At 35.8% G+C, this 21,360-nt stretch carries 13 protein-coding genes; 10 read left to right on the forward strand and 3 right to left on the reverse strand.

What is annotated here, in order from left to right; all coding sequences use genetic code 11:
• Positions 1-202 precede the first annotated feature (202 nt).
• Entirely contained in the window at positions 203-739 is a 537-nt protein-coding gene (locus tag HHU12_RS26960) for a DUF4625 domain-containing protein (RefSeq protein ID WP_169659844.1), read from the reverse strand.
• Between the two features lie 181 nt (positions 740-920).
• Here HHU12_RS26960 and HHU12_RS26965 point away from each other — a divergent pair, with 181 nt between their 5' ends.
• The 3 genes from HHU12_RS26965 to HHU12_RS26975 all read left to right on the forward strand — a co-directional run bounded on the left by HHU12_RS26965 (position 921) and on the right by HHU12_RS26975 (position 8,933).
• A complete protein-coding gene (locus tag HHU12_RS26965; protein WP_169659845.1) occupies positions 921-3,128 on the forward strand; it encodes an FUSC family protein in 2,208 nt (735 codons plus the stop codon).
• 204 nt (positions 3,129-3,332) lie between these two features.
• Complete coding sequence (locus tag HHU12_RS26970) at positions 3,333-6,968, forward strand: SpoIIE family protein phosphatase (protein WP_169659846.1); 3,636 nt, start codon at positions 3,333-3,335, stop codon at positions 6,966-6,968.
• A gap of 132 nt (positions 6,969-7,100) precedes the next feature.
• Positions 7,101-8,933: an ABC transporter ATP-binding protein gene (locus HHU12_RS26975; protein ID WP_169659847.1), complete on the forward strand. Its 1,833-nt coding sequence runs from the start codon at positions 7,101-7,103 to the stop codon at positions 8,931-8,933.
• Between the two features lie 10 nt (positions 8,934-8,943).
• Here HHU12_RS26975 and HHU12_RS26980 read toward each other — a convergent pair whose 3' ends face one another.
• Complete coding sequence (locus HHU12_RS26980; RefSeq protein WP_169659848.1) at positions 8,944-9,762, reverse strand: alpha/beta fold hydrolase; 819 nt, start codon at positions 9,760-9,762, stop codon at positions 8,944-8,946.
• Positions 9,763-9,966: 204 nt separating this feature from the next.
• Here HHU12_RS26980 and HHU12_RS26985 point away from each other — a divergent pair, with 204 nt between their 5' ends.
• The 6 genes from HHU12_RS26985 to HHU12_RS27010 are packed head-to-tail and all read left to right on the forward strand — an operon-like array spanning position 9,967 to position 18,661.
• A complete protein-coding gene (locus HHU12_RS26985; protein ID WP_169659849.1) occupies positions 9,967-11,013 on the forward strand; it encodes a hypothetical protein in 1,047 nt (348 codons plus the stop codon).
• A 26-nt stretch (positions 11,014-11,039) separates the two neighbouring features.
• Positions 11,040-12,410, forward strand: a complete 1,371-nt coding sequence (gene dcuC, locus HHU12_RS26990) for a C4-dicarboxylate transporter DcuC (RefSeq protein WP_169659850.1) — start codon at positions 11,040-11,042, stop codon at positions 12,408-12,410.
• Positions 12,411-13,745, forward strand: coding sequence for a porin (locus HHU12_RS26995; RefSeq protein WP_169659851.1), 1,335 nt, complete (start codon positions 12,411-12,413; stop codon positions 13,743-13,745).
• 11 nt (positions 13,746-13,756) lie between these two features.
• Positions 13,757-15,310, forward strand: coding sequence for a M14 family zinc carboxypeptidase (locus tag HHU12_RS27000; RefSeq protein WP_169659852.1), 1,554 nt, complete (start codon positions 13,757-13,759; stop codon positions 15,308-15,310).
• Positions 15,311-15,320: 10 nt separating this feature from the next.
• Complete coding sequence (locus HHU12_RS27005; protein ID WP_169659853.1) at positions 15,321-16,622, forward strand: porin family protein; 1,302 nt, start codon at positions 15,321-15,323, stop codon at positions 16,620-16,622.
• Positions 16,623-16,633: 11 nt separating this feature from the next.
• A complete protein-coding gene (locus HHU12_RS27010; protein ID WP_169659854.1) occupies positions 16,634-18,661 on the forward strand; it encodes a lamin tail domain-containing protein in 2,028 nt (675 codons plus the stop codon).
• A gap of 59 nt (positions 18,662-18,720) precedes the next feature.
• Here HHU12_RS27010 and HHU12_RS27015 read toward each other — a convergent pair whose 3' ends face one another.
• The gene (locus HHU12_RS27015) at positions 18,721-20,181 is read right to left on the reverse strand and encodes a hypothetical protein (protein ID WP_169659855.1); all 1,461 of its coding nucleotides are present in this window, start codon (positions 20,179-20,181) and stop codon (positions 18,721-18,723) included.
• Positions 20,182-20,938: 757 nt separating this feature from the next.
• Here HHU12_RS27015 and HHU12_RS27020 point away from each other — a divergent pair.
• Complete coding sequence (locus tag HHU12_RS27020; protein WP_044204845.1) at positions 20,939-21,247, forward strand: DNA-directed RNA polymerase subunit omega; 309 nt, start codon at positions 20,939-20,941, stop codon at positions 21,245-21,247.
• Positions 21,248-21,360 lie beyond the last annotated feature (113 nt).

The following is a 21,360-nucleotide window of genomic DNA, read 5'->3' on the forward strand; positions in this document are numbered from 1 at the left end:
GCGAATCAATTTTGCATCGATAAATTTGAGGAACCCGCGGTAGCGAAAAGAAAAAAACTGAAGGTTACCCACAAAAAAAGACCCAATAATTCTTAAAATTATTGAGTCTTATATCGAAATTAATTCACTGAAAAACTGTATCGTTTTTTCAGGACATTACATAAAGGTTGGTCTTTCTGACTCACCCGGAAGCTGGAATGAATTACTTTGCCTCTTCTTCTCCCTCTTCATGCCCATGGATATGAGCAGTTAAAGCTTTTTGAGTTTCATTACCATCTTGATCCCACAAGTATAAAACAAAGTGATATTCACCTTCTTTTACATGCTTGCCATCAATCATTTCTGGAATCTCAATATGCTCATGGAAATCATGGTTATTAGGAAAAACTCCAGCAGGTGTTAAACCACCTTCCTCACCAAAGTTCCATTGGATTTTCGCAGTCCAAGCAGTATCTGTTTCAGAAGACATAGTTCTGTGCGTATGTCCTTCTCCCCAGTGAATATCTAGTAAAACTGTTTTTAAGTTTTGACCTCCCATTTCAGCATCAATATGAGCTTCTCCTCCCATTTCTAACTCAGGCTCCTCACCTTCGTCTGATAATCTTTCGTGAGACTCATGCTCGCCACCCTCAATAGTATAATTACTTATTGATGGAAGTGGTCCTTGTTCATCTGTTTCGTTGTTACAAGAAAATAAACCGATTAATAAAAAAGGGATTAGTGTCAGACTTTTTTTCATGATTAATTATTAGTTGTTTGTGCAATACCGTCGCAAATAGCAAATCTTTTCACTTAAAAGCAATTCTATTAAGAAATATATCTTCATTCATTAAGGAAGAAATCATCCAAATATTTATAATTTTGCATCATCTCATAAATTTCGGTGATCACCACTACCACCTATTGACATTATCAACATAATGGAACAAATCAATGCTTTTTTCCGAAGCAACCAATTCTCAAACGGACTCAGACTTACCTGGGCTATCGTTTTTCCAATTTTTATAGGATTACTAACCAATACCCTCACCATCGCAACTGCAGTTGGCATCGGTGCTTTAACAGTTGGTCTTTCTGACTCACCCGGAAGCTGGAATGAAAAAGCAAAAGGATTAATAGGCGGATCTATTTTAAACAGCATCTGTGCATTCGGCATGGCCTTTTGCATCAATTGGCCTGTAGTTGGTTTGATTTACCTTGGTGTTGTTTCTTTTATAGGTGCTTTGCTTTCCATATTCGGCAACCGTTCTAACCTGATTGGAAACAGTGTATTGATATCGGTCAGCTTGGGACTGGGGTTTGGGTTAGAAATCAATGAGCTTCTTCCTTTGTTTCTTGGTATGCTTGGTGGTGGACTTTGGTACAGCCTGAATTCGTTATTGCTTTGGCAAATCAGACCTTATGCCACTATTGAAAAGCTTATCGGAGAGAATTATGAATTGATGGCTGATTACATCAGAACCAAAGCCAAACTGTTTTCTAATCCTAACTCCAAAGAAAATGAAATAAAGCTATTCCAACTTCAAACACAAATTGAACACAAACAGGAGGAGATTAGAAATCTATTATTAACGCAACGTTCTGCTTTACAAGGAGCAACCCCTCACGGTAGATCGCTTATTCTATTGATGCGTTTTTCGATTGATATTTTTGAAAAAGCAAGTGCTACGCATATTAAATATTCGACACTGCATGATCAATTCAAGGAGACTTTACTCCCCTATCAATTAGAGCAACTCTTCTATCAGCTTGGCGGTAATATTTCCATTCTTGCTAAATCCATTCAAAAAAGAGAAGCCGTGAAGGCACTTCCCTCACTTGACCGTTCTTTTGAAGACATCAATGCACTGTTTGAAAGTTTAAGAGATCAAAACGATCGTAAAATTCCTATCAAATGGTTTGCTGAAGTGAAAAATATTTTAAGGAATTTCAAAAGAATTGACCGCCTTACACTTGAAGTAGCTGAGTTTACAGACTGGAAAAATATGGCTGACCGATCACACACAGATGGTCTCCGCTTGCCCAACTTTCTTACCAAACCCGAACAAGGCAATTTAAGGGACAACCTCACTTTTTCTTCAGGTCATTTCAGACATGCTGTAAAAATTGCTTTAGCGATGATGATCGGTTATTCATGTGCCCTATTCTTTGACCTAGATAGAGGCTATTGGATATGGCTTTCTATCTCTGTGATTATGAAGCCATCGTTTGCCATTACGAAGCAAAGAATGATTGCAAGGATTGTAGGCACCTCGGCTGGAATTATCATTGCATCAGTGATCATGTGGTTGACAAATAATCCATTTATTTATCTCCTAGTTTTAATACCGCTTGGCATAGGCACTTTTGGAACACTCACCAAAGATTACCGCATAGGGATGACACTACTTACGCCTTTCATTCTTTTACTGATAGCTATTGGTATTCCAACAGATTTTGAAATCGCTTTAGCTAGAATAGTTGATACTGCTTTGGGTGGCATCATTGCTTACATTATTAGTTTTTCGATTTTACCTGAATTTGAAAAAAATAAAATCCGCAATAGAATTATTGAATCCCTTAGAGCGAATAGTGATTATTTTAGAGAAGTAGCCATTGCATTCACAGGTATAACATCACTTAACCATAATACCTACAAACTAGCTAGAAAACGTGCACAGCTTGCAAATGCAAACCTCGCAATGAGTTTTCAGACAATGCTGAACGATCCCAAAAGCAGTCAAGTTCCCTCTACTGACCTGTATGAATTTATTGCCACAAGCCGAATGATCTTCTCTCATACTGCTACGCTTTCTGCAAATGTGGAACGATTGTCGAAAAAATATCAATATTCCGAGTTGGAACTTTTTATCGATAGTATTTGTAACACCTTAGAACACCTTGCATTATTTGTGCAAAACAACAGTGATATCACTGAAAATGAAGACATTAACAAGTTTTTAACTACAATAGAAAATGATACTGAAAGGCTGGAAAAAATTAGAGAGAAAGAATTAAAACTAGGCATCAAGGAATCTATTCACATTAAAAAACTATCTGATATTGTGATCATTAACAATCAGTTTAGAAGGATAGGAGAAAATGTGAACTGCCTCAAACAATATACATACAATCTCCAACGTATATAGTATAGGAATCTCCTTACTAGAATAAATTAAATATTTAACTATTCAAAGTTTTTTAATAAATGTAAATATTGTACTTTTGTTTATAACAAAAATTACTCAATTAAGAAAGAATTAAATGCTCATTTCATTTTGTGATGATTTACTTGTAAATTTTTTCTTTACTCTTACTTTATTAGATTAAACTTTTACGACCTAAAGCTATTTATGCAGAACTTGCTTAAATATATTACTCTATTACTGCTAATTATCCCTTTAAACCTGTTTTCTCAAGATACCAAACAACTGGAGAAACAAGCACGTAAGGCTTACACCCAACATAATTATGCAGAGGCTCTACAGTATATAGAGCCGTTAGTTGATCTATACCCAAACAATGAATCCTACATTTATAGTTTGGCGGTTTGCTACATCAAAACCAACTCACCAAAGAAGGGAATCGACTTGTTAGATTCTATTGAAAAATCTTCTGCGGCGCAAAGTGCAGATTTTCATTATTATATCGCTGAAGGATATTTAGCATTGGGAAAAATACATCTTGCTGAAGATGCTATTTATCAAGCTTCATTGTTCTCAAAAGGGGTTGAAAATGTTGAAATCCTCAAACAGCAAATTGAAAATGCAAAGGTCATTTTATCTGACAAAACTAAGGTGATTGTAAGACACTTAGGCCCAAAGGTTAATTCAAAATCCAACGAGCACAGTATTACATTAACCAAGGATCATCAATCCTTCTTATTCACAAGAGTAACAAAACTTGGGGATGAAAAAAGTTCAATAGGAAGTCGTTTTGAGCAGATTTATCATGCCTATATGGATGCTAATGACGAATGGGCAACTCCTGCCAGAGTAGCTGAACTTTCTGCTGATGGACACGCTGCTACAATTCAACTATTTGATAACGACACGAAAGCTCTTCTTTACAGAGATGGAAATATTTACGAAAGAGAAAAAGCTGGTGAGCATTGGGGAAGTGAATACGTGTTGAAAGGCGTAAACTCTCCTGCACAAGAAACACACGCATTTATCACAGAAGACCAACAGCATTTGTATTTTGCATCAAGAGGGTTCAATGACACTGATGATTTAGACCTTTTTCATTCTACTTGGAATAAAAGGAAAAAACAATGGAATGACCCTGTTGAGTTGACAGAATTGAATACTCCAGAAAATGAGGATTCTCCATTTATCAATGCGGAAGGCGAATTATTTTTCTCTTCCAAAGGGCATCATTCTATGGGAGGATATGATATTTTCAGATCTGTATATGATGAAGCAGCTCAAAAATGGACTGCCCCTCAGAACCTTGGTGTACCTATTAATTCTACAGCTGACGACACTTATTTCAGTATGTATGGTAAAATCGGTTACTTCTCATCAGCCAGAACAGAATCTTTAGGTCAATTAGATATTTATCAGGTTTTCTTTTTTGATAAAGTGCGAATTAATGGTGTGGTACTAAAAGAAAACGGAGACCCATTAGTTAACGCTTCTGTACGATTAGAATCAAAAGATCAGCTTTATGAAACGATAACGAATGAGAAAGGTGCTTATTCACTTTTGGCTGACATTGAAAATAATTTTTATATCAAAGTAGAGAAAAATTCCAATATTTTTCATGAAGGTACTTATTCTATCAAGATTGGAATGAGGAATAATAAAGAAGAAGAACAGCACTTTTATGTTATCCGAGAAAACAGCCAAGAAGATGGGGTTGTATTGGCTTCTGCGGCTCCAAATGTAATTCCTGTCAAAATCCATAACACTTTCAATGTCAATCCTATGCTAGGTGCAAATCAGGGGATTGAAATGACAATAAAGAAAACTAAGAAATTACACATGACAGGTAAAGTTTCTTATAGAGGCTTACCTATTGAAAATGCAGAGATTACCGTAAATAATAAGCCTTTCAAATCTGATAAAAAAGGTGAATTCATTTATCATCTTGATAAAACTTCTGGCTTGTTCAGTACACCAAGAGTTGTAACAGTAGCTAAGGAAGATATGGAACTCAAGTCTTGGTATATTGAGGGTGATAGAATTATTATTTTACTGAGAGATAAATTACAAGATGTTTTAGAAGGAAGAGTTGTGGATGAAAACGACAGACCTATAGTGAATAAGGTTTTACATATTTTCGTTAAAAATCGTCTCTTTTCCACTTCAACTGATTTCAATGGTGAGTTTTCTATCACTTTCCCGATTGGCGTTCGATTGAAAACTAACTTTGAGGTAATGGTTCCCGGCAGAAGTTTAAAATCTTTTGCTCAAGAAAGAAGGGAATATTCTCAGTATATAAAAATGAAAGTTTCCAATGAACAAGCAGTATCCAATATCGGTTTCAGAGTGGTTGATCAAGATGGAAATTTCGTAAATGATGCTTTAATACTTGCGGATGGAAAGTTTGCTTCTACCAATAGCAGAGGATATACCAATCTTGAAGTAGATATGACTCCTTCTGAATTTGAGGGATCAATTAGTTTGGTTCATATTCATGCCCATGATATCATCAATCGATTTTATGATGTGATTCAAAAAACATTAACAATCACGGTCAATATTGAAGAAGAAGAGGAAGTGGTTGAAAATATTGAAGTGGCTATGTTGGGAACTGATGCAACTGAAAAAACCATCGAACAAAGAAGGGAAGAACTTTCATTGAGAAACGATTTCTTGAGTGTGTATGAGAAGGCGGAAAATAAGGAGTTAATTGCACAGCATGAAATTGATTCTTTAAATGCAGAATTGAGTCGATTGGAAAGTAAATTGACTTCCAAAACAGATACTATATTTTCATCTCAAGATAGCTCCCTATTAGCTATGATTGGTGTTTTAAGAAATAAACTTCAGGAAAAAGAAGATAGGATGTCGAAGTTCAAGGAGGAAAACCAAATTTCTGAAGCTGAACATCAAAAAGAAATTCTGACTTATTTCATGGCCATGTGCGGGCTGTTTTTACTTATCATTGGCTTGATAGTTATTGTCCGAAGAGCTTATTTACAGAAGAGGAAAGTAGAATTAGTAAAAGAGGAATTGGATGATGCAATGACGCAGGTGAATGATCAGAATATAAAAATCACCAATAGTCTTAGGGCGGCTCAGACCATTCAATATGCTATCCTCCCTCCTCTTGATCTGCTTCAAAGTAAATTCAAGAATATATTTTCTATTTACCGTCCTAAAGATATTGTAAGTGGAGATTTCTACTGGTATGGAGAAACTAAAAAGAGAGATGGTTCTACTGTCAAGTTTTTCGCTGTAGTAGATTGTACAGGTCATGGTGTACCTGGTGCTTTGATGTCAATGATTGGAAAAACAATCTTGCAAGAAGTAGTAGACAAAAAGCTGACTCAGGACACTTCCATTATACTTGAAATGCTAAATCAAAGAGTTATTACATATTTACGTCAGCAAGAAAACACCATTAATGACGGTATGGACATTGCTCTTTGTAAATTTGAGACCATTGATGGCGTGGAAAAATTATTTTTCTCTGGAGCTAAAAGTGATATTTACATTGCTAGAAAAAAATACGGGGTTCTGGAAAGACACAGAGGCAGTAAAAAATCCATAGGTGGTAAGCAAAAAGTGGGTAGAGAGTTCCATACAGAACAGATTGAGTATGAAGAAGGAGATTATTTAATCATGCTTACTGATGGTATATTAGATCAGAATAATGAACAAAATGATAAATTTGGTAGAAGATACTTTGAACAATATATCAAAAAACACATTGATCAGCCTATTGAAGATTTAGGAGACTTGGTGGAAGCGGCCTTGGATGTACATCAAAATAACATTCCTCAAAGAGATGACATTACAGTTTTGGGTATTCAGCTTTAGAAAAAATCACACTCCTACTCTATTGGACGAAGCGTCTTTGTTTTATTTTTTTATAATTTTTTTAGTTAAAATTATTGTTTCAACGCTCCTCTTACTAATTTACAACTTCAATTAATATGAGTTAATAACTATATGGAGAAAAATAAGGCTGATATTCTCTTAGAAGTAAAAGATTTATCTATTTCATTCGACAACGAAGAAAGAGGTAGTTCTACGGCTGTACACGGCATTAACTTCGCACTTGAATCTGGAGAGACGCTAGGTATCGTGGGTGAATCAGGTTCTGGTAAATCAGTCACCGCCTTGTCATTACTGCAACTGTTATCAAAAAATGCTTCAGTAAATTCTGGTGAAATTCTTTTCAACAGCAAGACTAAAGGCACATTAAACCTTCTAGCACTCAATCAACAAGAAATAAGAGATATTAGAGGCAGTGAGATCGGAATGATTTTTCAAGACCCGATGAGCTCACTGAACCCTGTGCTTACTTGTGGCTATCAACTGATAGAAACAATCAAGATTCATGAAAAGAAAATCACGAATGCTACTGCACGAAAAAAAGCACTGCAAGCATTTGAATTGGCACAGCTGAAAAATCCTAAAAAAGTATTTCATAGTTATCCTCACCAATTATCAGGAGGGCAAAAACAAAGGGTGCTAATTAGTATTGCATTAGCATGTAATCCTAGCCTTTTGATTGCAGATGAACCTACAACTGCATTGGATGTTACTTCTCAGAAAGGAATTCTCGACTTATTCTATGAATTCAAGGAGACGAGGAATACAGCCTGTATGTTTATTTCACACGACTTATCTACTGTAGCCCAAATGGCAGATAAGATCATTGTGATGCGTAAGGGTTTAATAGTGGAATACGGGACTGTTTTTGATGTATTCAACAATCCTCAACATCCTTATACAAAAGGACTTCTTGCCTGTCGTCCAAGAATTGATATTACGTTAAAAAGACTTCCTACATTGGATGATTTCTTAGAAGATGTATCAAAAACTGGCAAATCAAAAGCAAAATTTATGTCAGTAGGACAAGCTTTGATTTTGAATGCTCAGGATGAGAATAAAGTTTCAGAAAAACAAAAAAAGATCCTTGATAAACCTCCTGTTTTAGAAGTAAAAAACTTAACAGCTTCCTTCCCTATCAAGAAAAATTTGTGGGGTAAGGAAATCAAAACATTTACTGCTGTTGATGATATAAGTTTCCAGGTAAATGAAGGCGAAACACTTGGGCTTGTAGGTCGATCAGGATGTGGTAAAACTACTTTAGGACGATGTATTCTTCGATTGATTGAACCTAAAAGTGGCCACGTTTATTTTGAAGGAAAAGACCTTGCGACTATTCCTAAAAAGGAAATGAATAATCTAAGAAGAGATATTCAAATCATCTTCCAAAACCCATATACTTCCTTAAACCCTAGAACAACTGTCGGGCAGTCTATTATAGAACCGATGAAGGTGCATAATATACTTTCTGATGATAAGGCGAGAAAAAAAGAAGCAATCAGACTTTTAGAAACAGTAGGGTTAAGCAGTTCATACCTGAACCGCTATCCTCATGAATTTTCTGGTGGCCAAAGACAAAGAATCTGTATCGCAAGAGCGTTGGCAACAAAACCAAAATTCATCATCTGTGATGAATCTGTATCTGCACTTGATGTATCAGTACAGGCTATGGTTTTGAACTTACTTTGTGATCTAAAAGAGAAATTTAAACTCACCTATATATTTATTTCACACGACTTGGCAGTTGTAAAATTTATTGCTGATCGTATTCTAGTCATGGAAAAGGGAAAACTTCAAGAATGGGATTTAGCCAGCGAAGTTTACAATAACCCTAAAGCTGAGGCTACGAAAAAGTTGATCAAAGCTATTCCAACAGCTGATTTTAATAAGATAAAACAAAATATTCTCAGAAATAGAATTGAGAGAGAGAAAGGGACTTCAGAATAAGTCCTTTTTTTTATTTCTTACAAAAGGAACGTATCGTTTCATTATACTCTTCTGGAAGTTCATAATAAGGTGAGTGTGCTGTTCCTTGAAAAACTTTCAACTGTGAGTTAACAATGAGTTGATTTAACTTTTTTATCCATTCTGGTGGAAAGGTGATATCCTCAGAACCTGTACAAAAAAGCATTGGAACTTTTTTATTTAATTCATTCACTTCTTCAACTGAAAAAAAAGTTTCTCTGATTATTTTCCTCATATCTGAAGGTGCAGGCGGACACATAGACCCTATTTGAAGATATAAATAAGCGGTTTCAGGTTTTCTCTCATAAAATTGATCTGCTAAACCGAAATGCTGTCCAAGTGGAAGGCTAGATAACGGAGGTCTTGGTGCTGGAATTTCATAAAAGTGTTTTATATCTTCTTGATAAATACCAGCAAGAGAGTTACTAAAAACAATCGACAATACTCTTTCAGGATGATGCATTGCAAAATCAAGCATACACCACCCTCCCATGGATTGCCCTACTAAATGAGCACTTTCAACACCTAGATAATCTAGTACTGCTTTCATATCCTCTGCTGCTGTATGCGGCGAATGCTTAAGGTTGTTATTTGTAGAATTACCAAAACCACGTTGATCAAAAGTAATCACTCTGTAATCTTTTGCCAGCGAAGGAATTTGCTGAAAGAAGATCGCATGACTACCTCCTAGACCATGACCAAAAACAATAGGAGTACCTTCTCCAACACTTTCGAAGTAGATCTTCTCTCCTTCTCTTTCAATATAACCCTGCCCGCTTTTTTTAGGGCGATTAGAAAAAACATCTTCCATACTATTGTTATGAATATTGATAAATCACATTATAATACACTGATATTCAATTTCTTTAAGTTTAATCAATAATAAAAACGATAGATTGTACTATTAGCTGATTTTATTTAAGAATAGACACAATCTAGACTTTAAATTCACAAGTAATCATTACTGCTTATTAAATTAATTAAGCAATGACCCGTTATTCACTCTTTTCTTACTATGAACAACCGCATACTATTTTTAGCTTTCACAAGCTTACTTTTAGTCTTTTTCAATTCTTGTCAATATAAACCTGAAACACCTCCAGACTATGTTGTTTCGGACGGTTCGAATCTCAATACATTTATCAAAGTAAATCTTGATAACTCGTCATCAAGGACTACAACATTTTACACTTCCATTAATCTGAATAATGATACTCCTCTCCCTCAAGTCACCTCAATAGCTTTAGTAGTTCATGGATTAAGTTATGATTACCAAACACAATTTCAATCTATGTACAACAGCGTATATGATGTTGGGAAAATTAGCTCAACTTTAATAGTAGCCCCATTTTTCAGTAATAATGCTGCAGATAATAATATTTTCTGGAATGGTGCCACTTGGAGAATCGGTGCAAACTCTGAAGACGGGCAAAGTTCATTCTTGTTGTTAGAAAAGTTTTTGAAGGACTACGTTTTTACTGAAAAGTTACCTAATCTTAAAAACATACTACTTATTGGTCACTCTGCTGGCGGTCAGTTTATTCAGAGATATGCTGCTCTCAACAATTTAGAACAGCAATATGAAAATTACACTTTCAAATATGTAGTAAGTGACCCTTCTTCTTACTTATACATTAACAACAAACGATTTTCCGATGAAGATAATCAATATGTAACGCCAACAGATTGTGAGGGATACGATGACTATCACTATGGGCTTGCAGATGTCGCTTCCTTTACTGATTATAGAGACGACCTTGACTCAAGTACTATCGTTAGTCAAAACCTTAATCGCCTGGTTACTTACGCTACAGGAACAGAAGACCTTGACAACGCAGATAATAGCTGTCAGGCAAACTGGCAAGGCGGTGGATCAGATATCACAAGTACAAGTCAAAATTCAAGGCATAAAAGAGCTTTATACATGCAGATGTTTTATGACTCTTTATATACTGATAAACATAAGCATCAATTATTTAAGATTGAAGGTATCGATCATGATGCCGCAGGAATTTACCGATCCATTGAATTTATGAATTGGTTAAGCATCAATCTGAATTAATAGAATATCACCCAAAAACTATTTCAATGACCATAATTAGTGTGATCATAACATTGGTAATGATCGGAATTGTTGCCTATCTACTGACCAATAAATATAATCCACAGGCAGTACTTCTTTTTAGTGGATTGATCATGATGGCTATCGCTTTGCTGATGGGTTATGATTTACCTGCAATGAAAAAAAGTACTGGACTTGGGGCATTTGATTTATTTGCCATGATTACTGAAATTTTATCCGACAAAGGATCAAAGGTCGGATTAATGATCATGACAATTGGTGGGTTTGTGGCTTATATGAGACATATTGGAGCAAGCGATGCATTAGTTTATGTAAGTACAAAACCTCTTACGTATTTAAGAAAAACCCCTTATTTGGCGGCATCCTGCGTTATCCCTATCGGACAGTTTCTATTCATGTCTACCCCTTCTGCAACTGGGCTTGGGCTATTATTGATGGCTTCTATCTACCCTGTTCTTACAAAATTAGGGATAAGTAAAGTTTCCGTCGTGTCAGTGATTACAGCATGTACTGTTTTTGATATGGGACCAGCTTCCGCTAACACTGCACAAGCATCTCATCAGGTAGGATTAGAAGCTGTGGATTACTTCCTTCACCACCAATTACCGTTAACTGTTCCATTGACAATAGTACTTATGATTGTGTACTTCTTTGTCAATAAATACTATGATAAAAAAGAAGGTCTTAATGATCAAGAAGGAGAAAAAAATAATGGAGAATTTAAGGTAACAGCTCCTTTATATTATGCACTTTTACCCGTGATGCCATTACTACTTCTGATGGTATTCTCACCAACATTCGATTTGTTTGAACCCCCAATAACTTTAGATACAACCACCGCTATGTTAGCCTGTACAATAGTGGGTATGGTCTTGGAATTAATCCGTAAAAGAGACTTAAAAGATATGATGAGTTCAATGAAAATATTCTGGGAAGGAATGGGAAGAGTGTTTGCTAGTGTGGTTACTCTGATTGTTTGCGCTCAGATGTTCTCAAAGGGACTTATTTCCTTAGGTTTTATTGACCACTTAGTAGATGCCTCTCAAAGTGCTGGCTTTGGTTTTGAAGGTGTGTCGATATTAATGACTACGATGATCTTTCTGGCCTCAATGCTGATGGGAAGTGGAAACGCTTCATTTTTCTCCTTTGGACCATTAGTACCGCACATTGCTGCACAATTAGGCGGGAACAAAATCGGAATGATCCTCTCCATGCAACTTGCTTCAAGTATGGGCAGAGCCACTTCTCCAATTGCGGGCGTTATTATCGCCACTTCAGAACTTGCGGGTATATCTTCTTTCGACCTTGCAAAAAGAAATCTGATTCCTCTAACCGTTGGGTTATTATCAATGTTCATTTTAAAAACAGTCTTCTAAATGAGAAAGACAATAAAAATTATATTAGGCACCATGTTGTTCAGCTTTTTGGTATTCCATGTAAAAGCACAACAGTCTTCATCTCCTCCTTTTTATGTTCAGGATTATGAATTAGGAAAAGGAATCCGTTTTCATGGTCCCAATGGTGGTTATTTCATGAAAATCAGGAGCTACGTACAATCCACTATGGAATTGAGAACCACAGACAACTGGGATGAAGTAGAATCACGTTTCCGGATTCGTAGAGCAAGATTCGATATCGAAGGACAATCTGCAAAAGAAAAGTTCAGTTATCGCCTTAGAGTTGATTTTGCCATTCCCAACAATTCCGACGGAGAAGACCTTTACTCAGGAACACTGTTAGATGCCTTTGTTACTTATAAACCTCATAGAAATTGGAAAATTACATTCGGCCAACGTTCCACCATGACGGATAATAAAGAGATGAGGATTTCTTCTGATGCAATGCAGTTTGTAGAGCGGTCAAGAGTTACTTCTGCTTTTGCTGCGGTAAGAGACTTCGGCCTTTTTGTGGAGGGGAAACAAAGAGTTGGAAGCTGGTATGTAAAGCCTGGAGTTACGGTTTCTGCAGGTGATGGTCAGAATGCTTTCAGAAATAGAGGCGGTTTAAAATATGGAGGAAGAGTCGATTTTCTACCCTTCGGTTTATTTAGAGGTTTAGGCGAATACTCAGAGGTTGATCATGCTCGACAATTAACGCCAAAGTTGATTTTTGGAGTTGCATATAGTTATAATGTTGGAATGAGCAGCAGAAGAGGCAGAAAAAGTGGGGATATCATTTATTTAGGAAGTGATGGTGTAACAGAAACTTTACCAGATTATGGCAAGCTAGTGAGTGACTTTATGTTCAAATATCAAGGATGGACAGTGCTTGGTGAATTCACATGGGCCTATTCAAGAGTATATTCTCCTGAGATTTTTTATAGAGTAAGAAATAACGGAACTACAGCCAATTTAAGATCAGATGACGGTTTAAATAATGCTACTATCGTCGATTATGTTTCTGCAAGAATGATGGTTGGAAGAGGATATAACATACAAGCTGGATATTTATTCAAACGAGGATTTTCTGTTGATGGAAGGTTTACGTATTTAGATCCTGACAGCAACTCTTTCCTAAACAATGAGCAGTTTTATAATAGAGACAAATACTACACTTTGGCTTTTTCCAGGTATTTGATGAAAGACGCCGCAAAAGTACAAGTCTCAATGACTTATGTAGATGCACTGCCCGGCTCAAAAAGAAGTGACGGTGAAGTGATGGATGCTAATGCGGAACTGCTAGGCAGATTAATGTTTCAAGTTTCCTTTTAAAACAACAGTACATGAAAAAGACAATAGTTTATATTATCATCAGCCTCATGACTGTTCATCAACTACTTGGACAGTCAAGAGCAATGGAAGAAAAATTCTTCCCAGAACCTGATATCAATATACCTACTCCTGCTTTCCAAAAAGCGGAATGGAAAGGTTTTACAAAGTACAAGGAGATGGTTCAATATGTAAACCAACTTGCTGAAAGTGTAGATTACATCACAGTTGATCATATTGGTGAGAGCCAAAAAGGGAAAGAGATTATTCAAGTAAAAATCAACAAACCTTCTGACCAAAAAAAGATAAAAGTATGGATGCAAGGTGGGTTGCATGGCAATGAACCTGCTAGTACTGAAGGAGTTTTATACATACTTCATGATCTAATTCAGGACCCGAAATATAATAAACTGTTAGACCGGTTAGAAATTACAATTTTACCAATGGCAAATGCCGATGGTTATAATATACAAAATCGTTTTTCAGCCAATGGCATAGACCTCAATAGAGATTTCATCAAATTGGCAACCCCAGAAACAAATGCGATTCGTACTGCATTCTCAGCGTTTTCACCTCATGTAGCAGTGGATTTCCATGAATATAATCCTTACAGAGCTCACTTTTCCTATTTTGGCGAAAAAGGAATTACCACTTACTATGATGCATTCTTTTTATATTCCAATAATTTAAATGTGAACCCTGTAATACGAAGTACCACAAAAGATTTATTGGTTGCCAATGCCAAAAAAGCACTTCAAGAAAACGGTAGAAATGTCTCTGATTATTCAAGCACAAAAATGCAGAAAGGTCATATACATTTCAATCAAGGTGGTTCTAGCCCTCGATCTTCCTCTACAAATTTTGCTTTGAATAATTGTCTTGCTGTATTGATGGAAATTAGAGGGGTTAACCTCAAAAGGATATCTTTTAAAAGAAGAGTTCAAACTACCTATTTAGCTGGTATGTCCTACCTTAAAACGGCCTACGAAAGCGGTGATGAAATTAGAGATGCTATCAAAAAGGCAAATCATTTGACAACTGAATTAAAGGAAAGTGTAGTGATAAAACAAGAGAAAGCTACTATAAAAACAAATTACACTTGTATTGACCTTGCTACTGAAGAAAAGAAAACTATTGAAGTTGTCATGACAGACGGGTTGCAGATGAAAGCAAAGAAAAGTCGAGACAGACCTTTTGCTTATATTCTTCTTCCTAAGGAAGAAAAGGCTGCTCAAAAGCTTGAAATATTAGGATGTAAGGTTGAAAAATTATCGTCTAATAAAACCTTGAATGTTGAGGCATATGAAGTAGAAAAAAATACTGTTTCTATTGTAAAATGGGAAAATATCTACCTCAGAAGATTGAAGACAAAAATCACAAGCATTTCGAAGGAGTTTCCTGAGGGATCTTATATCGTTTACCTCACGCAAGAACATGCTAATGTTGCCCCTCCTGCATTAGAACCCGAAAATGACAATTCATTTTTCACTTTCAGAGTGATTGATGGAACTTTTAATGAGGGAAGCGAACTCCCAGTGTATAGATATATGATTAAGCAAAAAATATAGAGAGACAACAATGAATAAAATAAAACACAAAATAGTTTTCCTAGCGCTGATAGGGTTGTTGCCAACCTTGTTATTTGCTCAAGATATTGATGATGACCAAACCAATGATGTGGATTTATTAGAAAATACTAATACCTCTAACTTTGAATTAGGCAATGGTCTGAACCTGAATATGAATGAAGGTGACTATTCATTTAAGATTAGCGGTATGCTAAGACCTTCTTATGGTTATGAAGGTTTTGATAGAGATACCTCTGCTAATAATTACCTTTATGTAGGAGCCGCTAGAATTAACCTAGAAGGTAAAGCTGTTAAAGAAAAAGTAAGCTTCTTTATTGAAGCTGATTTTGTCAACTCATTTACACTTTATGAAGCGTTTGTGGCTTTCCATATTAATGAAAAAATGAAGCTGTCAGTGGGTCAAAAACTCACATTTACCAATGACAGAGCGTACAGCATCAACGAGTCACAATTATCTATGGTGAATCGAAGTCCACTGTCCAATAGTTTCACAACCGATGGTAGAGAATTTGGTATTTTTTATGAGTCCTCTTTTCAAATTGGCAATGTGATACTTAACCCACTCGTTGCTATTACTTCTGGTGATGGTATGAATTCTTTTGGAGATAATTCCATTGATGTGGATAAAGGTGGTCTCAAATATGGTGGTCGATTAGAAATACTTCCCCTAGGAGCCTTTTCTGGGAAAGAAGGCCATAGGCATGTTGTTGATTTTTATAGAGAAGAAAAATTGAAACTAGCCATAAATGGATCATTCAGTTATAATGTCGGTGCTTCTGAAAAAACAGGAGATGGCCACGGAGATTTCCAATTATTTGATGAAAATGGCAAGGAAAAATTCCCCAATTACGGGAAATTCTATATTGACCTCTTACTCAAGTACAAAGGAATCTCGTTCTCCGCTGATTTTGTAAATAGCTTCGCTTATTCAAAGAAAGATATTTATTCTTCTCCACAAGCGGTTATTCGTTTCACAGGGGAAGAAGTAAGTTCAAAATATGTACTGGGCACCGCCTTCAATGCACAAGCAGATTACCTTTTCTCCAATCAATGGGGAATCAATATTAGATATACTACTCTAATGCCAGAATATGAAAATTATGATCAGAGTATTCTTCAAAAAGAAGATTGGTATACACTCGGCGTTGGAAAATATTTCAAAGGAGATGCATTAAAAATACAGGCAATGGGATCATTTATTGATGGAAAAGACAGCACCAACCCTACTGATCTATCCACTGTAACAAATGACAGGTATGAAGTTCATGTAGTAGCCCAAATTATTTTCTAAATTCAAACACCATGAAACATAAATTAATCACATTCCTCTTCATCTTTTTTGCCCTATTTGGTTGCAAAAGTCAGGTAGGTGAAGATACTAGTTCTGGTGGAGGTCAGAAAATCTACCTTTTTGATAATCCTACACTTGGATTTGATTTATATGCTTTGAATTACGGTCATAGAGAAATCAACGGCACTGACACATCTTACTATATCATTCCTAATGAGGTAGCTAGAGTACGTGATTTGGATATTGCCAAAAACAGTTCAGGAGCTAATGTTGATATTCTTTCTCCAGATAAATTAACCGATTTTGAAGAACTTATTTACTTCACAGGACTAGAGACTTTCAGAGCAACATCCAATGAATTTACCTCTCTTAACTTTTCTCAATGCAGAAATATGAAAGGTATTTACATCAATAATAATTGGCTGGACACCCTCGATCTCGATTCTCTAACTTTATTAGAAGAAGTTGAATTCAGTGCTTCTTCTCGAGCTCCAGGATTTGTATCATTTATCAATTTAACCAATAACATTAATCTTGTAGTTTTTGAACTAGAAAGTCACGACTTAACTAGCCTTGATGTTTCTAAAAATGTTAACCTTAAAGAAATTGATGTTTCAGAAAATACAGGAACCCCTATTACTATAGACTCTGTAATTTACGATCAATTGACAGTGAGAAACGGAGTCGTAAGACAACAACCAAATGTGGAACTACCAGACGGTGCCATTGCCATCGTTGATATTAATTTTGGAAAAGCATTAGATTCATTAGGATATGCAGGCGGGCCAATTTCTACGGGACAATATTACTTATTCCCAGATAGTGTAAAAGATGTGACTTCACTAGATGTTAGTGATAAAGGAATAGCTAAAGCTTCAGAACTAACTTATTTCACTGGCTTAATTCGATTAAATATATCAGCTAATGAAGTTGACACTTTGGCTTTAGAAAACAATACCAACTTATTGAGTTTAGATGCCGATCATTCTGGAAGTGGTCTAGGCAACCTTGTTTCACTGACCCTACCCAATTCTATAGATTCCATCAGTATTTATCGTTTTGCAGGTGAAACAATTGACCTTTCTGGAAAAAGTAATCTTGTCCATTTCATTGCTGAACAATCTACTATTACAACGATAGATTTGAGCGATTGCATTAATCTAGAGGTGCTAAGAATAAGACAATACAACTCAGGCCAATGGGACTCCGGACTAGGACTTACTAGTATTGATTTATCACAAAACAGTAAGCTGAAAGATATTTATTTATTCAGAAATCAACTACCTAACTCTGCGTCGATAACATGGTGGTCAGCTGATGATGATACTGAAACCTTAGAAAGTGTGGATTTAGGAAGTAATCCATTTGGAGATGAAGCTACTTTCGAAGTACCTGCCCATATTTTCAATGCCGCTTCAAAGTCAAGCAATATCACTTTAGAAGGTGGTCCTTCTGACAATTCAAATCTTATCATTTCAGAATACGCCTGTTCTTCAACGAAAGAAACAGGGACTGATTTTAGAAATACCTATATCGAAATTTATAACCCAAGTAGCACAGAAACAGCAACCCTATCCAATTACACCTTAGAATATTCTTCAAATGGTGGAGATTGGGGCAGTACACATACCTTTACAACAACATCACTAGGACCAGGCGAAGTTTTAGTCATTGGTCGTGATGGCGTCAACCCAGACCGTATAACAGTTGATGAAACATGGGATCAATTAACGGCAAATGGAGACGATGGTATTAGGTTGCTGAAAAACAATGTAGTCACTGATGTCATAGGTACAAGTTACGCTGCTGATCCTCCCGTGGGGTCAGATCCTGGGAATGGATGGGAAGTGGCAGGTATTGCCGAAGCAACTAGAGATCTTGTGTTATGGAGAAAGATCACTGTCACTGATCCTAATACAGACTGGGATAGCTCTAGAGGAACCAATAATTCTGATTCAGAATGGATAGTCTCAAATGTAAAAGAAGACTACGCCAATGCGGGATCTCCTACTGATGACTCCGTTCCTTCAATTGAATAACAAAAATGGGCTACTAATTATTAAAACTAGTAGCCCATTTTTTTTGATTTATATTTTAATTAAAATTTCATATCAACTAATGAAATAAAATTCATCACTGCGTCAGAAGTGAAGTCCCAATCATATTGCTGTGCATAATGTGTTTTGATAAAACTGATTGCTTCTGTGTAATCTTTACTACCGTCAATCAATTTAATGGCATCATCCATCACTTCAGCATCTCCTCCAAATAATTCTTTTTGGAATAAGAATTTCTGATTAATGCTCATTTGAGAACGGATGCTTTCTGATGAACCCGTATTCCCTTGAATTTTATCTAATAAAGTAGTACCCGTTTCTTCAGAAGATTCTGCTTTCAAAGTATCTTGCAAAGTTGCCGCTCCGTTTTCCTCCACAGCCACTGTTTCTTCCTCTTTCTCCTCCACTTCATCTTCCACACTCACTTTAGGTTCTACCGTTTCAGGTACAGGCGTAGATTCATTCTCTACTGTATCCTCTTCCTCAGCAACCGCTTCAGGCTCTTCTTCAGTCAAATCATCAAGATTAAAACTTTCCAATGAGCTTTCTACTGCTGCCTCAATACTCTCCTCAACAGTTTCCTCTTCCTCCACTACTGGATCTTCAAAAGTCGGTTCTTCGATCACTATAGTTTCAAAACCTAAACTATCATCCTCTTCCTTCGGTGCTTCACTAAAAGGTATAATCGGCTCCTCTTCCTTCTCTTCTTTTGCCGGTTCTTCAACTTTTATCTCAGGAGCAGGTTCCGGTTCTTCTTTTTTCTCAATATCAAAATTCACAATATCATCAGAAAGCTTTCCAATATCTATATCATCTACATTTTTAGGTTCAAAAGTAGATTCCTTCGCTACTGGAGGCTCATCAAGATAGTTAGGATGCAATTCAAAAATTCCTACAGGTACTATTTCATTGAATAATGAAATAATCTCTTTAGGATCATCTTGAAGTTCCTTATGATGATCAATAATATTGTTGGTAATATTTATGGCTTCATTTCTCTTAATATTCACTCCTGCTTCTTCCTGCAAAGCAGTTAAGATTTCTACTGCTAATTTTGGATGAATTTTAATGTAAGCGAACATTGGCACCAAATAATTTTTCATTGGTATTTTAATGCCCTGCACACCATAAAACTCCTCATAGAAAAGCTCCGGAGCAAACGTTAATACTAAAACATCTCGAATTGCTTTTTGCAATAGAGGTAAGAAATGAAGTCTTGAGATATGTATATTTTTAGAGAGCGCATTCATTAATTGCTCCAAAGAAGTTCTTACACTTTCAGCAGAATAATCAAAATAAGGACTTTGAATCCTCACTGCTTCTTTCTGCCAGTTCTCAAAAATTCTTTTTAATATGAATAGGTTGATACTCTGAATAGAGCTCAACTTCGTTATTTGTATACCTGTTATATAATCATTGTCTGAGAAAAAGTCATCGCATATTGTATCTGCTACTTTCTCAGCATAAATTTCAATTGCGGATAAATTTGGTTTTTTATTCATATTTAAAGAGGTCGAAGAATATTATAAGACGAAATATAACGTCTGTTAATCAAATCTACTAAAAAGTTTGCATTGTCTTGCCTTTTATTTGAGGAATCCTTTAAGATTTTCTTGTGTTTCTTCTTTGAAAGCGTAATTTTGCGTTGACTATGCGCATTAAGTCAAACAAACACTATAGAGAAGTTTATGAAAAAGTTTTTTATTTATAGCAGCGTAATTGCAATCCTAGCAACCTTAACTTCGTGCTTCGGACAGCACAACCACGCTCCAAACCCAGGTGTTAATTTAAACAGCAAAAGAATTTATGGTCCTAGCAGAGATGCTGAGCCAAAACAACTGCAAAATGAATACGCTGACGCTGACACTGAATTACGTCTTAGAATCAACGATATTCGCAATCAGTTATTTCCTAACTAGACCATAGTAATCCTATGATCTATTGATGAAGCCACTTTTTAAAAAAAGTGGCTTTATTTTTTTATAAAAAAAACAGTGCAGGAATAGAGAGATACAAAATACCTAAAAGACTCACTTCACATCAACTACGTGTAATTATACCTTTTTGAAGTGATAGTGAAGTAGACTAAAAAGCGTTTAAAATAGATGAAATCACTGAAAATGAGCATTCAATAAAATTACTTCATCTTATATTAAGTTTTATTTTTTATAGATTCAAAAGCAATTTTTGGGATTATCACAAAAAAACAATAATTTAGCGAACTTGTAAGTAGTATTCGATTATAAATAATATATATCAATGCCTAAAGCATCACTTATAACTCGTGATTTAACGGATTTGACGAAAGAGACAGATAACATCTATAAGTCAATTGTTATTGCGGGAAAACGTTCAAGACAAATCTCATCTCGTTTAAAAGATGAGTTACAAGCAAAATTGTCAGAGTTTGCTACCACTGTTGATAACCTTGAAGAAGTTCAAGAAAACCGTGAGCAAATTGAAATTTCTCGTTTCTACGAGCGTATGCCTAAAGCAACGACTCTTGCTGTTGAGGAGTTGATTGAGGACAAGATCTTTTTTACTAATGTAGAAGACAGATCATACTAATTGATCAGACCCTATTATTAGATTTTAGAACTTCCAAGTTTACATTTAAGTAGAATTGGAAGTTCTTTTTTTTTATTTTTACTGCCGTGAGCAGTATTGTATGCCCTAGTTTT

This window comes from Flammeovirga aprica JL-4 (assembly GCF_012844305.1).
Classification (GTDB): Bacteria; Bacteroidota; Bacteroidia; order Cytophagales; family Flammeovirgaceae; genus Flammeovirga; species Flammeovirga aprica.